Raw genomic sequence first — 14,841 nt, forward strand, 5'->3', positions numbered from 1 at the left:
ATGGAGCTCGTCGTTGCGGGAATCGATCCCGCTCATGCGCCCGATGACGTGCTCACATCGGTCGAAAGCGCGCGTCGAGGGGACCTTCTTGCCGCGATAGCGGCGCTTCCCGATGCCGAAGAGGCCGCCATCGCGGGCCAAGGCGAACGCTACGAGGCGTACGCGGTGCTTCGCGAAGGCTTCGATAGCTTCGGGGTTTTCGGCAATCTGTTCTCGTCCCATTTGGGCGTTCCGCCTTCTCGTATCGCGGGCTGCTTTTACGCTGCGGAAGGAGTCGACGCCGCGATGCATGCGATGCATGTCGCATGCGGCTCCGATTCGTTCGCGCGGGGCAGGGATGTTCCAGCGCCGCGCTTTATATGCGAATCCGCATGCGATTCCGGCAAGCCCGCCGAAGCGATCGAGCGGCTCTTTCTTGAGGCGAGCGAGGCGGCTTCTTCATTCGGCCTGCGCCGCGACGAGGACGCCCAATCGCGCGCCGAAGCCGACATGGCGGTCGAGCTTGCCCGATTCGTCTTCGATGACCTAGGGAAATGCAGCGTCATGGTGGAATCTTCGAGCCCGCAGGCTTCTGTTTTCCAGGCGGCGTTTTCCGCTGCCGGGGCATCGGTCTTCGACGCCTGCGAAGAAGACGGGCTGATGGAGTCCATGGCGAAGGCCGACGTGTCGCTCCTCTGGCGCGCGCAGGCGTTCGACGCTGCCGCTGCGAAGAGGCTTCGACGTGTGCGTCGGGGACGCTTGAGCGTGGTGTTCGACCTTGCGGGCGAACCCGACGGACGCGGCCGCGTGGACGTAGACGACGTGTTCGTCTACGGGCGTAGCGATCTTCAGGAGGTTGCGGCCGCGTGCGAGCGCGAAAGCGTCGGCGATGCCGAGCGCGCGCGGGCGATCAGGGAGCGTGCGCGCGCTTATATGAGATGGTTCGATAGCCGGGACGTTTCGGCTTCGGGATAGAAACACGCGTCGCGTCGGGCGTGCAAAGGCCGCTTCGACGTGCGACGCTTCGGTTTCCATAGACATTCGAAAGAAAATCGAGAAGAAAGGCGATGGCGCGCCGATGGTTTCGTGCGCCGAAAAGGGGGGCAATCATGATCGTGTCGTGGATGACGACGAACAAATGCAATTTGAAATGCGAGCACTGCTACCAGGATGCCGAGGAGGCTACGGACAAAGAGCTCGGCACCGATGAAGCGAAGAAGATGATCGACGAGATCGCACGTGTGGGCTTCAAAGTGATGATCTTCTCGGGCGGAGAGCCGTTGCTTCGCCCTGATATTTTCGACCTGGTCGCGCATGCCGCTTCGCGGGGGCTGCGTCCTGTTTTCGGAACGAACGGCACGCTGATCACGTATGAGACGGCCGCGCGTCTGAAGGAGTGCGGGGCTTGCGCCATGGGAATCTCGGTCGACAGCCTCGATCCTGCCAAGCACGACCGCTTCCGCGGGCTCGAAAACGCCTACGAGCTAACCATGCAGGGCATTGAGGCGTGCAAGAAGGCGGGGCTGGCGTTCCAGCTTCATACCACCGTCGTCGACTGGAACCGAGACGAGGTCTGCGACATCACCGACTTCGCCGAGCGTATCGGCGCCGTCGCGCACTACATCTTTTTCCTCATTCCCGTGGGCCGAGGGAAATTCATCAAGGAGACCGCGCTCGAGGTGAGGGAGAACGAAGAACTTCTGCGCGACATCATGATGAAATCGCAACAGGTTTCCATCGACGTCAAGCCCACGTGCGCCCCGCAATTCACGCGCGTCGCCAAACAGCTCGGCGTGGAGACGCGTTTTTCACGCGGATGCCTTGCCGGCTTGACGTATTGTGTCGTCGGGTCGGAGGGAATCGTTCGTCCGTGCGCGTATATGACGGAAGAGGCGGGCGATGTGCGCGCGACTCCGTTCGACGAGATTTGGAAATCGAGCCCTGTGTTCGAGAAGCTGCGCACCGAGGCCTATTCGGGCGCTTGCGGCACGTGCGACTATCGCGACGGATGCGGCGGATGCCGCGCCCGCGCCGCGTATTACCACGAGGGCGACATCCTCGCGCAGGACGATTATTGCGCGCATGGATTGAAGCTCGACGACGAAGGGGCCGCCTCCTATGAATAAGAACGGCCGCATGCTCTCTATGAAAGGATCTTCCGCTATGTTCGATGAAACGTATCGCAGCCGCGCGTCAGTGCGCGCAGGTCTGCTTTCCACTGCGCTCGCGCTCGCGCTTTCGGCATCGATGCTCGTAGGATGCGCCGGCGACGGCGCGTCGTCGGCAGAGGGCGAGGGGGCGTCTGCCATCGAAGCGGAACGTTCGCAGGCCTATACTTTCACTGACGATATGGGCAACGAGGTCACGGTGGAAAATCCCCAGCGCGTCGTTGCGTGCATGGGAAGCTTCGCGAACACGTGGGAGCTTGCCGGCGGCACCTTGGTCGGCGCTTCTGACGACGCTTTCACGTTCGATGCATTCGATATCGAGTCTCCCGACGTCGCGAAGGTGGGCGACTTCTCGAACATCAACCTCGAGGCGGTCATCGCCCTCGAGCCTGATTTCGTAATCATGACCTGCGGCACAGGCGGCCGCGGCGGCGATTCGAGCCAGGCCGATTTCAAGGCGGCTCTTGATGCTTCGGGCATTCCCGTGGCGTATTTCGAGGTCACGGTTTTCGAGGACTACTTGCGCATGCTGCGCGTGTTCTGCGACATCACCGGCCGCGACGACCTGTATAGCCGAAACGGCGAATCGGTGCAGCAGGCGATCGAGCAGGCGATTTCGGACATGTCCGAGGCGAGCGAGCCTTCTACGGCTTTGCTCATGACCACGTATTCGCGGGGGACTCGTGTGTTGACGTCCTCGTCGATGGCGGGCGATATGCTTGCCGATCTGGGCGTCGTCAATCTTGCCGACGAGAATCGCAGCCTTCTGTCCGACTTCAGTCTCGAGTCGGTAATCGAGCTCGACCCCGATTACATTTTCGTGATTCCTATGGGCAACGACACCGAGGCCGCTATGCGCAATCTCGAGGCGCAGACCGCAGAAAATCCTGCATGGGCGACGCTTTCGGCAGTGCAGGAGGGTCGCTACATCATGCTCGATCCCGATTTGTTCCTGTACAAGCCCAATGCGAAATGGGCCCAGAGTTATGAGACGCTTGCGGGGCATCTCGTGTCCGGGCAGAACGAGGCGTGATGCGGCGCGTTCGTGAAGAATCGGGGCACGCCGCCGGGCGAGGTCGTCGGGCGGCGGCCTTCGCCATTGCCTGCGCGGCTCTTGCGGCGCTGAGCATCGCAGCTTTCTTGTGCGGAGCATCTTCTGTGAGTTTCGGCGAGCTCGCGGCATGGGTCTGCGGCGGAGAAGTGAGCGATGCCGCGAAAAGCATCTTGGTAAACGTCAGGCTTCCGCGCGTCCTGGCCGCGCTGCTTGCAGGCGCGGCCCTTGCAGTGGCGGGGGCCGTCATTCAATCGGTGCTTGACAACCCGCTCGCAAGTCCGAATGTGATCGGCGTCAACTCGGGGGCAGGGCTGTTCGTGCTCGCGGTCGCGGCGTTGTTTCCCCATGCGCCTTGGGCTGCTCCGTTCGCGGCGTTCGCCGGCGCTTTGGCTACGGCGGCCGTCATTTTCGGCATATCGCTGCATGCGGGCGCGTCGCGTCTGACCGTCGTGCTGTCGGGCATAGCGATAACCACCGTGTTCGGCGCAGGTATGAATACGGTCATGATCGTGGCGCCCGACGCCTATGTGGGCTCGTCGGTCTTTCTGACGGGCGGTCTCTCGGGCGTGCTGCTGTCGGATCTTGCATGGCCTGCGGTTCTGATTGCGGCGGGCCTTGTGGCGGCGATGTGTGGGGCGCACCGGCTCAACGTGGTCGCGCTCGGCGACGATATGGCGCATGCGCTCGGATTGAACGTACGCGCCGTCAGGCTCGCCATGCTGGCCGTCGCGTCGTTGCTTGCCGGGGCGGCCGTGAGCTTCGCGGGCCTTCTGGGCTTCGTAGGGTTGATCGTTCCTCATATCGTGCGTTTCGCGGTCGGAAACGACAACCGCGCGGTGCTCCCTCTGTCTGCGGTAGCCGGCGCCGCGTTCGTGGTCGGCTGCGACCTCATTGCCCGTGTCGCCTTTGCGCCCTACGAGGTGCCGGTGGGCATTCTTATGGCGTTCGTCGGGGGGCCGTTTTTCATCTATCTGATTTTCAAGAACAGGAGGGGAGGCCTTGAATAGAGCTGCTCGCGATTCGGCCCGTCCTTCGCTCGAACGCGAATTCGCGCTCGAGCTGCGCGGCGTCGGCTTTTCGTACGATCGCTCCCGTCCGTTCATCGAGGATGTTTCGATCGGATTCGAACGAGGCGCGGTGACGAGCATCGTCGGACCGAACGGCTGCGGTAAATCGACGTTGTTGAAGGTGGCGTGCGGTATCGTCCGGCCCTGCAGGGGCGATGTTTTGCTCGACGGGCGAAATGTTCGGTCGTATGCCGCCCGCGAGCGTGCCCGTCGTCTTGCGTTGCTGGCGCAGGGGCCGCGACCGCCTGCCATGACCGTCGAATCGCTCGTCGCGTGCGGGCGCTTTCCGTATTCGTCGTCTCAGGGCCGTCTTTCTCGCGCCGACCGTGCCGCCGTCGAGCATGCGATGGAGCTCGCCGATGTCGCTTGTTTGCGCTCGTGCGACCTGCGCAGGCTTTCGGGCGGTCAGCGGCAGCGCGCGTTCGTTGCCATGACGCTGGCCCAGGATGCCGACACCGTCGTGCTCGACGAGCCGACGACGTATCTCGACATCGGGGCCTGCCACGATGTGATGGGGCTCGTGCGCAGGTTGAATGAAGAATGCGGCAAGACGGTCGTCCTGGTCATTCACGATCTCGACTTGGCGTTGCGCTATTCGGACCGTATGGCGGTCATGGACGCCGGGGCGGTCACGGCCGCAGGCACGGTGGACGAGGTCTATGCGTCGCGCGCGATAGACGAGGCGTTCGGAGTCGACCTTCATAGGTGCGGCGTCGGCAGCGACGAGGTGTACGTCGCGCTGCCTCGCTCCTAGGCGCTTGCGGCGGATTTAGAACATGGCATCGAAGGGGTCGGAGACTTCGATTTCTTCCTTGCCGCGGAACAGCTCGGTGAGCTTCGCGAGCAGAGGCTCTTGGGTTCCGTCGAGCATGCGCAGCACCATGGTGACGCGGTCGGTGTACTGCACGTCGATCATCTTGGCTTCGCAATCGGCGGCGAGACGTACCATCTGGTCGTAGAGCGGGTAGTCCATGCGCACGGATATGTCGACGCATTGCGAGACCACCACGAGATTCGCGGCCTCGATGCCCGCCTGGGCGGCCTGCGTGTAGGCGCGCACCAGGCCTCCCGTTCCCAGCAGCACGCCGCCGAAATAGCGCGTGGTCACGATGGCGATATCGGTCAGGCCCGCATGCTGGATGACTTCGAGGGTGGGAAGCCCTGCGGTTTTCTGGGGCTCGCCGTCGTCGGAGTAGCGCACGCGGCCGTCGGCCCCCGCGCCGCCTTCGCGCAGAATGTAGGCGTAGACGTTGTGGCGCGCCATGCGATTGGCCGCCCGCACCTCTTCGAGGAAGGCAAGGGCCTCCTCTTCGGTTTCGACGTGGGCGACGCTTGCGATGAAGCGGCTCTTCTTCTCTTCGATTTCGGCCGTCGCGCGGCCTTCTATGGTGGTGTAGGAATTCATGCCGCCTACTATAGCACGCGCATCGCGAGACGGCCTTCGCGCGTCGGTCGTGTTACCATAGTCTGCCGACAACGCCGAACCTGCCGCATCCGCTGCACGCGGGCGGCATGACTATTCGAAGGAGCGCCCAACCATGGCAAACGAAGGAAGCTTTGAGGCGAGCCAGAAGCGCAGCGACGAGATCCGCGCCGACCTGACGGCTCATCCCGAGAAATACACGATGCTGACGGGCGACCGCCCGACGGGCAGGCTGCATCTCGGCCACTACTTCGGCACGCTGAAGGGCCGCGTTGAGCTTCAGAACATGGGTGCGCGCGCTAACGTGCTCATCGCTGATTACCAGGTGATCACCGACCGCGACACCACCGAGCATATCCAGGACAACGTGTACAACATGGTGATGGATTATTTGGCGTGCGGCATCGACCCCGAGAAGACGATGATCTACACGCACTCCGCCGTTCCCGCCTGCAACCAGCTCATGCTGCCGTTCTTGAGCCTGGTCACCGAAGCGGAGCTGCAGCGCAATCCCACCGTGAAGGCCGAGATGGAGGCGTCGGGCCACGAGCTCACGGGCCTCCTTCTGACCTATCCCGTGCATCAGGCGTGCGACATCCTGTTCTGCAAGGGCAACGTGGTTCCCGTCGGTCGCGACCAGCTGCCCCACATCGAGCTGACCCGCACGATCGCCCGCCGTTTCAACAACCGCTACGGCCAGGTGTTCCCCGAAGTCGACGCCCTTCTGTCCGACACTCCGCTTCTCCCCGGCCTTGACGGCCGCAAGATGAGCAAGTCCTACGGCAATGCCATCAGCATCTCCATGACCGCCGAAGAGACCGCCAAGCGCATCAAGAAGAGCCAGACCGACTCCGAGCGCATGATCACGTTCGATCCCGAGAACCGTCCCGGCGTTTCGGGCCTCATCTCCACGGCCGCTATCTGCACCGGCCGCGACGAGGTCGAGATCGCCGAGGAAATCGGCATGGGCGGATCGGGCGCGCTGAAGAAGTACGTGACCGAGGCGGTCAACGAGTACTTCGCTCCCATTCGCGAGCGCCGCGCCGCCTTCGAGAAAGACCTCGACTACGTCAAGGACGTGCTGCACGAGGGTAATAAGCGCGCCAACGAGATCGCGAACCAGACGCTTGCCGAAGTGCAGGAAGCCATGGGAATGGTCTACTAGCGTATTTTTTAAACCGATGCCGAAACCGCCCGAATCCGGGCGGTTTTTTTCGTATGGAGGGAATGGTGCGGGTCGACGATTGTCGGGAGGTTATGGGAAAAATCTGAACAATGTTCATCAATTGTTATACTGAGGGAGGAAAGCGGCAGGCGTGCAGGAGCGCCTGCGAAAGAAGGGAGTCCCATGAAGAAATATATGAATTGCGCGATCGTCTATGCCGTGCTGGCGCTTGCCGGCGGCGTGTTCTTCCGCGAGTTCACCAAGATCAACGGCTTCGACGGCACCACGGCCCTCGGCGTCATCCATCCGCACTACATGATCCTCGGCGTGCTGTTCTTCCTGGCGCTGACGATCTTCACCCGCGTGTTCGGCGGCGAGAAGAAGGGCCTGAACAAGGTCCTCATCGGCTATCAGGTCGGTCTGAATGCCGCCGTCGTCATGATGCTCGTGCGCGGCGTGTTCGAGGTCCTCGGAACGGCCCTGCCTTCCGGCGCCGACGCCGCTATCTCCGGCATCGCGGGTCTGAGCCACATCGTGCTCGGCGTGTGCCTGGTGTGGACGCTCGTCATCCTGAAGAAGTCCGTCGCCGCAGCCGAGCAGGCGTAACGGATCGAGGGTATACGCGACAGCCGGTCGTTTAAGATAAGGAAGGGGTGGAAGCGCAAGCTTCCACCCCTTCTTCGCGTTTACAGGGCCTCGACGGTGACGGCGGTGCCGCTTGCCGTGACCATCAGCATGTCGCCTTCGCCGAGTACCTCGTAGTCGAGGTCGACGCCTACGACGGCGTGCGCCCCCATGCGGGCCGCGCGCTCTTCCATTTCGTGCAACGCTTTGGTGCGTGCCTGCTCGAGCTCGTTTTCGTATCCGCTCGAACGGCCGCCGAACACGTTGCGCAGCCCTGCGCCGATGTCGCGCAGGAAGTTGACGCCGGTGACGACTTCGCCGAAGACGATGCCGTAGTAGCCGGTGATGCGATATCTCTCGACGGATTGGGTGGTGGTGACGATCATGGATACTCCTTTCCCACGGATGCGCCCGCGCGCTCAGGCGGCGGACGCCTCGTTTTCGCTATGCCGCGTCCGTCTGCTCGACCGGTTCGCGGAAGCTTACTTCGACGGTGTAGTCGCCGTCTTCGGTGAAGGGCAGAAGCATGGTTTCGACGATGGTCTCGGCCTGCTTCTGCGCGTCGCCGATCATGGCCGTGTGGTCGACTTTCTCCTCGGCGTCGTCTTGCGCCATCTGGAGCGCCTTGGCGGTGTCGTCGCGGTCCTGCCAGTTCAGCAGCGCGTATCGCTGGTCGTAGAACTGCAGGGAATCGGGGTCGATCGCGATGCTTTGGACGGTGGCCGCGGGAAGCGACACCTTCACGGAAGAGCCTGCGACCTCGACCGTCGCCTGGGACAGGTCGACGCCCGCGCGCACGTCGGCATCGTAGATCATGGTGAAGGCTTTCTTCGTCAGAAGGGGAAGCTCGCCTTCCTCGTAGGTGACGAGTCCTCGGTACTCGAGCTTCATCGTGGCCAGCTCGCTGCATTCGACGAGCTGCTCGGCCACCGTGTCGGCGCTCATCGTGACCGAAGGTTCGGCGGCGCGGTCGAGCAGCTTGGCTCCGAGGAAGCCGACGGCGACAAGGGCCGCGGCTCCGATGATCACGCCCCAGAAACGGATGCTTTTCATGGTATTCCTCTCGGGTGGTGGCCGGCGCCGGGCGGCGCGCGGGGAAGGCCTGCGCCTTCCGGGCGCCATCGTGACAGAACGGCGCGGCCGGGCGAAGGGTTTGTTTCCCTCCCGTTGCGTAGCGCGCCTATCCGTTGCCGGCGCGTTATGAAACGCGCCGTCGGCCGGGTTTACAGGGTGTCGGTGTCGAGCCAGATGGTGAAGGGGCCGTCGTTGACGAGCTCGACCTTCATGTCGGCGCCGAACGACCCGGTGCCGACATGCTCGACGTCTTCGCGTACGAGGCCGACGAAATATTCGTAGAGGCGGTTCGCCTCGTCAGGTGCGCCGGCATTCGTGAACGACGGGCGGTTTCCTCGCTTGCAGTCGGCGTAGAGGGTGAACTGGCTGACTACCAGCACGTCGCCGCCGACATCCGCCAGGCCGATATTGGTCTTGCCGTTTTCGTCTTCGAAGATGCGCATCTTCGAGATTTTGGCCCATAGCTTGTCGGCCTGTTCCTCGCCATCGTCATGGCCGACGCCCAAGAGGATGACGAATCCCTTGTCGATGCTCGAAACCGTTTCGCCGTCGATATCGACATGGGCGCGGGTCACGCGTTGCACCAAAGCTCTCATATATGTTCCTTTCCTCGGCCGCCTGCGGCCTTCTTTTCGCGTTGCGGGCCTATGATACGCTAAAGTGCGAACGTCATATCCGGGTGCATTTCGGGACCCGGTCTTCACGAAAGGTTTTCCATGCCCGTTTTGCAAGCCGTTCTTTTCGACAACGACGGAACGCTCGTCGACACGCACGACCTGCTTCTCGACAGCTTCCGCCATGCCACCCGGTCCGTGCTCGGCGAGGCCATCCCCGACGCGCGCCTGATGGCGAAGGTCGGGCAGCCCCTCGCGGTGCAGATGTGGGACTTCACCGACGATGCCGACGTCCACGACGAGTTGCTGCGCGTCTATCGCGCTTATAACGAAAGCGTTCATGACGATCGCATCTCGCTTTTTCCCGGCACGCGCGAGGCGCTCGAGCGGATGCGCGATGCGGGCATGACGCTCGGCGTGGTCACGTCGAAGATGCATCGCCTGGCGGCGCATGGCCTGGACGTGCTGGGCATCGCGGAGCTCTTCGACTGCGTGGTGGGCGCCGATGATTGCGAACGCCATAAGCCCGATCCCGATCCTGTGACGCTCGGCGCGCGCCTGATAGGCGCCGATCCCGCGCGCTGCGCCTATGTGGGCGATAGCCCCTTCGATATCCAGGCGGGCAATGCCGCAGGCATGCTGACGGCTGCGGTCACGTGGGGCATGTTCGACGAAGGAGTGCTGCGTGCCGAAAACCCCGGCTTGATGTGCGGAGATTTCGGCGGATTGGCCCGCATTCTGATCGAAAGGGGCCGCTAGGTTCGGCGCCCGCGGCCGCGACGTTCGCATATATTCTGTATTCGAACGATGAACCGATGCCACGCCCTTGCGCGCGTTCTGTCTGCTGTGGTATAAGAAATATCGTATTTGCACGGCTGGTACGTGCGATACGCTAAAACTTTTTCTGACGCATGAGAAAGTGGGCACGGCCCGCTTTCTTTTTGTATAAGCACCTATTCAGGGTGTCTGGAAAGGAGGACGGGATGCTTTCGTCCAAAGAGGCAAGCTTGCTTGCCGCCCTCGAGCCGCGCGCGGCCGACGAGGGAATCGAAATCGTGACGGTCGAAGTGGTCGGGTCCCGCAAGGCTCCCACCATCCGCGTGTATCTCGATACGCCCGAGGGCATCACGTTCGAAGAGATCACGACCGCCCAGGCGTGGGTGAACGAGATTATGGACGAGCTCGATCCGTTTCCGGGCGCCTATACGCTCGAGGTGAGCTCTCCCGGTATCGACCGCCCGCTGCGCACCCCCGAGCATTTCGCCCGCTTCGCCGGCGATGAGGTCTACGTCATGACGACGTCGCCCATCGACGGCCGCAGCCGATTCAATGCCCGCCTGTGCGGCTTCGACGAGGAGAAAGGCTGCGTCGAGCTTTCCATGGAAGACGGAGCGAAAATCGACGTTCCTCTGGGCGATATCAAGAAGGCGCACGTCAAGGGCGTCATCGACTTTTCCCGATAAAGACCGAGCGAGCACGTACGATACGTACGTCGACGAGGAAGGAATACCATGGCATCCGAACTTATGGAGGCTTTGCAAGCCCTGGCGCACGAGAAGAAGATCGACGAGTTCTATCTGATCGAACGCCTCGAGGCGTCGCTTGCCAAGAGCTATCAGAACATTCTCGACCTGGAATGGGATGCGCGCGTGACGATCGACCGCACCACGGGCCGCATCTACGTCTACGAACTGGTTCCGGTGGGCGAGCCCGATGAGGAGACCGGCGAGTACAGCGAATTCGAAGAGCGCGACGTCACTCCGAACGACGTGAGTCGCATCGCCGCCCAAAACGCCAAGGGCGTCATCGCCGCCATGGTGCGCGAGGCCGGCCGCCAGAGCATCTACGAAGAGTTCAGCGACCGCGTGGGCGACATCGTGACGGGCACGGTTCTGCAGGTCACGCCCGACTTCACGATCGTCAAGATTCGCGACGGCGTCGAGGCCGAACTGCCTCATTACGACCAGAAGCGCAATCCCGGCGAGCGCAACGAGCGTCCCGCAGGCGAGCACTACCGTCATAATCAGCGTATCAAGGTGCTGATCATCGACGTGCGCGACCCCAATGCGCTCGAGCCCCGCGTCCGCGGCGACCAGGCGCGTCCCGCCATCGTGGTCTCGCGCACCCATCCCGACCTGATTCGCCGCCTTTTCGAGCTCGAGGTTCCCGAGATCTACGACGGCATGGTCGAGGTCAAATCAATCGCCCGCGAGCCCGGCGCCCGCTCCAAGGTCGCCGTCGCCAGCCGCGAGAGCAATCTCGACCCGGTGGGCGCCTGCGTCGGCCCGAAGGGCAGCCGCGTGCGCATGGTGGTCGAAGAGCTGCGCAACGAGCGCGTCGACGTGATCCAGTGGGACGAGGATCCTGCGAAATACATCGCTCAGGCGCTCAGCCCCGCTCGCGTGACCCGCGTGAGCATCGACGAGGCCAACCACTACGCCACCGTTGTGGTTCCCGACGACCAGCTCTCCCTTGCTATCGGCAAGGAGGGCCAGAACGCCCGTCTGGCAGCGCGTCTGACCGGATGGCACATCGACATCAAGTCCACGAGCTTCGGCATCGCGCCGGCGCCCGAAGTGAATATGCTCATCGACGAAGAGCCCGAGGAAGACGAAGCGGAATTCTGCGCTTACGTTTCCGAGGACGGCGCGCATTGCCGCAATCATGCCCGTCCCGGCAGTCGCTTCTGCGGCATTCACGCCGACGAGGAGTAGTTCGAGAGAGTAGAGGATAGACGAGGAGTACCGTATGGCCAGCATGAGAGTTCATGAATTGGCGAAGGAATTCGGCATGGACAGCAAAGAGCTGCTCTCTCGCATTCAGGATATGAAGATCCCCGCGAAGAGCCACGCAAGCGTCCTGTCGGACGACAACGTCGAAGCGATCAAGAAAGCTATCGCGCCCGAGTTGGGCGAGAAGGCGGAAGGCATCGATGCCGAGGCCGCCAAGGCCGCGAAGGCCGAGAAAGAGGCCGCCGCGAAGAAGAAGGCCGAGGAAGAGCGCGAGCGCCGCGAGGCGGTCGAGCGCGAGCGCGCTTTGCGCGACGCCGAGCGCGCCCGCCGCGCAGGCGGTTCCGGCCAGGCCGCGGCCGATAAGCCGCAGGCCAAGAAGAAGCCCGCTCCCGCGCCCGCTTCTTCCGGCCTTTCCAGCCTCGCGCGCCAGATCGAGGAGCAGAAGGCGGCCGAGGCGCAGCGTCGCGCCAAGCAGGCCGCCGACGCCCGCGCCGCGAAGATCGCGGCCGAGGTCGCCAAGCGCAAGGCCGTCGCCGAAAGCCTCGCTCAGCGCGGCGGCAAGAAGGGCGCGTCCAAGCAGGCCGCTCCGGCGGCGAAGAAGCCGGCTCCGGCGCCTCGCGCGACGTCGTCGTTCGATTCGCTGCTGTCCCAGATCGAGGCCGAGAAGGCCCGCATCAGCGCCGAGAAGGCGAACAAGCAGGCGACCGCCCCCACCCGTGCTCCCAAAAAGCAGGGCGGCAAGGGCCAGGGCGGCAAGCGCGGCGCACATCATTTCGAACCCGACGTTCCCGAGCTCGCCACCCCGGCGGGCGAGGACCGTTACGCCCAGATGGCCGTCCAGGCCGAGAAGCTTCAGCGCGATAAGGTGCTCGCCGAGGCCCGCGCCGCCGTCGCCGCCGCTTCCAACAACGAGGGCGAAGGCCGCCGCAAGAAGCGCAAGGAAAAGCGCGAGGCCGCTCAGCGCGAGCGTATGGCCATGGAGGCCATCGAGAAGGGCATCGATCCCGATCTGGTGCTCGATGACAGCGTGGTCGAGGTCATGCAGGGCTCGACGGTCGGCGAGTTCGCCGACCTGATGGGCGTGCCGTCCAACGACGTCATCAAGCGTCTGTTCATGCTCGGCCAGGTTCTCACGGTCACCCAGACCATGACCGACGAGCTGATCGAGCTGATCGCCGACGATATGGGTCGCAAGGTCCGCGTCGTATCGCCCGAGGAAGAGTATGCCGTGGTGTATAACGACACCGAGGCGGACCTCAAGCCGCGTCCTCCCGTGGTCACCGTCATGGGCCACGTCGACCACGGCAAGACCTCCACGCTCGACGCGATCCGCCACACCGGCGTCGCCGCAGGCGAGGCCGGCGGCATCACGCAGCACATCGGCGCTTCGGTGGTCAACATCGACGGCCGTCAGATCACCTTCATCGACACCCCGGGCCACGAGGCCTTCACGGCGATGCGCGCCCGCGGTGCCCAGGTGACCGACGTCATCGTCCTGGTCGTCGCGGCGGACGACGGCGTCATGCCGCAGACGATCGAGGCTATCAACCACGCCAAAGCGGCGAACGTGCCGATCGTGGTCGCGGTCAACAAGATCGATAAGCCCGGCGCCACGCCCGACCGCGTGCGCCAGGAGCTGGTCGAGTACGGCGTCATCCCCGAGGAGTGGGGCGGCTCGAACATGTTCGTCGACGTTTCCGCCAAGCAGCGCATCGGCATCGACGACCTGCTCGAGACCATCCTGCTGCAGGCCGACGTCCTCGAGCTCAAGGCGAACCCCGACGCCCTGGCGTCCGGCTTCGTCATCGAGGCCAACCTCGACAAGGGCCGCGGCCCGGTCGCTACGGTCCTCGTGCAGCGCGGTACGCTGAAGCCGGGCGACACCGTCGTCGCAGGCACCAGCTACGGCCGCGTCCGCGCCCTGATCGACCCGCGCGGCAACCACGCCGAGGCGGCGCGTCCGTCCGACCCGGTCGAGATCCTCGGCCTTTCGAGCGTTCCCACCGCAGGCGACGAGTTCCGCGTCTTCGAAGACGAGCGCGACGCCCGCAAGCTGGCTGAAGAGCGCGCCCTGCGCGAGCGCCTGAAGGCTCAGGAGGCGAAGACCCACATGAGCCTCGACGACCTGTTCAGCCGCATCGAGGAGGGCACGACCGAGCTCAATCTCGTCGTCAAGGCCGACGTCCAGGGTTCGATCGAGGCCCTGCGCGACGCCTTCGACAAGATGGACCAGTCCGAGGTCAAGATCAATATCATTCACTCCGCCGTCGGCGGCGTGACCGAGACCGACGTGACCCTGGCTGCAGCGTCCGACGCCATCATCATCGGCTTCAACGTCCGCCCGACCGCGGGCGCGCGCAAGGCGGCCGAGCACGAGAAGGTCGACATTCGCCTGTATCGCGTCATCTATCAGGCGATCGAGGACATCAACGCGGCTCGCGTGGGCATGCTCGCCCCCGAGATCGTCGAGCGCGACACCGGCTCCGCCGAGGTCCGCGACGTCTTCCGCGTTCCCAAGGTCGGCAACATCGCGGGCTGCTATATCACCGAGGGCGAGATCTCGCGCGACGACAAGGTTCGCGTGGTCCGCGACTCGACGGTCATCTTCGAGGGCAAGATTTCCTCGCTGCGTCGTTTCAAAGACGACGTCAAGACCGTCAAGCAGGGCTACGAGTGCGGCATCGGCGTCGACGGCTACCAGGACATCAAGGTGGGCGACGTCATCGAGGGCTTCCGCATCGAAGAGGTCGAGCGCACCGAATAACGCATACGGCGTTTCATCCGCCGCTTTGGCGTCCGGCTCCCTTCGAGGGCGTCGGACGCCTCGTTTATCGAGATGGCGTGCATGGCACCAGGCCGCGCGCCATCCCTTCGGCGAGGTCCGCCTCGGCACGGTTTTGCTCCGGGCATGCCGAGACGCATCTCGCCGACGGTTTATGCA

The 14,841-nt window shown here is 63.6% G+C and carries 15 protein-coding genes; 11 read left to right on the forward strand and 4 right to left on the reverse strand.

Annotated features, from left to right (window positions below; genetic code table 11):
- The 5 genes from DMP07_RS00155 (at nucleotide 1) to DMP07_RS00175 (ending at nucleotide 5,022) form a co-directional block, all read left to right on the forward strand.
- A complete protein-coding gene (locus DMP07_RS00155) occupies nucleotides 1–954 on the forward strand; it encodes a glutamyl-tRNA reductase (RefSeq protein WP_123197148.1) in 954 nt (317 codons plus the stop codon).
- Between the two features lie 134 nt (nucleotides 955–1,088).
- Complete coding sequence (gene nirJ2 / locus DMP07_RS00160) at nucleotides 1,089–2,105, forward strand: putative heme d1 biosynthesis radical SAM protein NirJ2 (RefSeq protein WP_123197149.1); 1,017 nt, start codon at nucleotides 1,089–1,091, stop codon at nucleotides 2,103–2,105.
- 37 nt (nucleotides 2,106–2,142) lie between these two features.
- Complete coding sequence (locus DMP07_RS00165) at nucleotides 2,143–3,180, forward strand: ABC transporter substrate-binding protein (RefSeq protein WP_123197150.1); 1,038 nt, start codon at nucleotides 2,143–2,145, stop codon at nucleotides 3,178–3,180.
- The gene (locus DMP07_RS00170; RefSeq protein WP_123197151.1) at nucleotides 3,180–4,208 is read left to right on the forward strand and encodes a FecCD family ABC transporter permease; all 1,029 of its coding nucleotides are present in this window, start codon (nucleotides 3,180–3,182) and stop codon (nucleotides 4,206–4,208) included. Before DMP07_RS00165 ends, DMP07_RS00170 begins: the two co-directional genes overlap by 1 nt.
- Nucleotides 4,201–5,022: an ABC transporter ATP-binding protein gene (locus tag DMP07_RS00175; protein WP_211324462.1), complete on the forward strand. Its 822-nt coding sequence runs from the start codon at nucleotides 4,201–4,203 to the stop codon at nucleotides 5,020–5,022. Before DMP07_RS00170 ends, DMP07_RS00175 begins: the two co-directional genes overlap by 8 nt.
- Before the next feature lie 15 nt (nucleotides 5,023–5,037).
- Here the strand turns inward: DMP07_RS00175 and DMP07_RS00180 are convergent, their stop codons facing one another.
- Nucleotides 5,038–5,673 carry an IMPACT family protein gene (locus DMP07_RS00180; RefSeq protein ID WP_123197152.1) on the reverse strand — a complete coding sequence of 212 codons (636 nt, stop codon included), beginning with the start codon at nucleotides 5,671–5,673 and terminating at the stop codon, nucleotides 5,038–5,040.
- 133 nt (nucleotides 5,674–5,806) lie between these two features.
- On the opposite strand from DMP07_RS00180, the gene trpS reads away from it, so the two are divergent.
- Nucleotides 5,807–6,856 (forward strand): tryptophan--tRNA ligase, encoded by a 1,050-nt coding sequence (gene trpS / locus DMP07_RS00185; protein ID WP_123197153.1) that lies wholly within the window; start codon nucleotides 5,807–5,809, stop codon nucleotides 6,854–6,856.
- Between the two features lie 183 nt (nucleotides 6,857–7,039).
- Nucleotides 7,040–7,462, forward strand: coding sequence for a DUF2871 domain-containing protein (locus DMP07_RS00190; protein ID WP_123197154.1), 423 nt, complete (start codon nucleotides 7,040–7,042; stop codon nucleotides 7,460–7,462).
- 80 nt (nucleotides 7,463–7,542) lie between these two features.
- Here DMP07_RS00190 and DMP07_RS00195 read toward each other — a convergent pair whose 3' ends face one another.
- The 3 genes from DMP07_RS00195 to dtd form a co-directional block, all read right to left on the reverse strand.
- Nucleotides 7,543–7,866 (reverse strand): heavy metal-binding domain-containing protein, encoded by a 324-nt coding sequence (locus DMP07_RS00195; RefSeq protein ID WP_123197155.1) that lies wholly within the window; start codon nucleotides 7,864–7,866, stop codon nucleotides 7,543–7,545.
- Nucleotides 7,867–7,924: 58 nt separating this feature from the next.
- Nucleotides 7,925–8,533, reverse strand: coding sequence for a DUF4230 domain-containing protein (locus DMP07_RS00200; protein WP_123197156.1), 609 nt, complete (start codon nucleotides 8,531–8,533; stop codon nucleotides 7,925–7,927).
- Nucleotides 8,534–8,703: 170 nt separating this feature from the next.
- Entirely contained in the window at nucleotides 8,704–9,150 is a 447-nt protein-coding gene (gene dtd, locus DMP07_RS00205) for a D-aminoacyl-tRNA deacylase (protein WP_123197157.1), read from the reverse strand.
- A 120-nt stretch (nucleotides 9,151–9,270) separates the two neighbouring features.
- Between dtd and DMP07_RS00210 the strand changes: the two genes are divergently transcribed.
- The 4 genes from DMP07_RS00210 (at nucleotide 9,271) to infB (ending at nucleotide 14,664) form a co-directional block, all read left to right on the forward strand.
- Nucleotides 9,271–9,927 (forward strand): HAD family hydrolase, encoded by a 657-nt coding sequence (locus DMP07_RS00210; RefSeq protein WP_123197158.1) that lies wholly within the window; start codon nucleotides 9,271–9,273, stop codon nucleotides 9,925–9,927.
- 224 nt (nucleotides 9,928–10,151) lie between these two features.
- Nucleotides 10,152–10,631, forward strand: a complete 480-nt coding sequence (locus DMP07_RS00215; protein ID WP_123197159.1) for a ribosome maturation factor RimP — start codon at nucleotides 10,152–10,154, stop codon at nucleotides 10,629–10,631.
- Nucleotides 10,632–10,679: 48 nt separating this feature from the next.
- Nucleotides 10,680–11,882: a transcription termination factor NusA gene (gene nusA / locus DMP07_RS00220; protein WP_211324463.1), complete on the forward strand. Its 1,203-nt coding sequence runs from the start codon at nucleotides 10,680–10,682 to the stop codon at nucleotides 11,880–11,882.
- A 34-nt stretch (nucleotides 11,883–11,916) separates the two neighbouring features.
- Nucleotides 11,917–14,664, forward strand: coding sequence for a translation initiation factor IF-2 (infB, locus tag DMP07_RS00225; protein ID WP_123197160.1), 2,748 nt, complete (start codon nucleotides 11,917–11,919; stop codon nucleotides 14,662–14,664).
- The last annotated feature ends 177 nt before the right edge of the window (nucleotides 14,665–14,841 follow it).

It is taken from the genome of Slackia faecicanis (assembly GCF_003725295.1).
GTDB classification, from domain to species: Bacteria; Actinomycetota; Coriobacteriia; order Coriobacteriales; family Eggerthellaceae; genus Slackia; species Slackia faecicanis.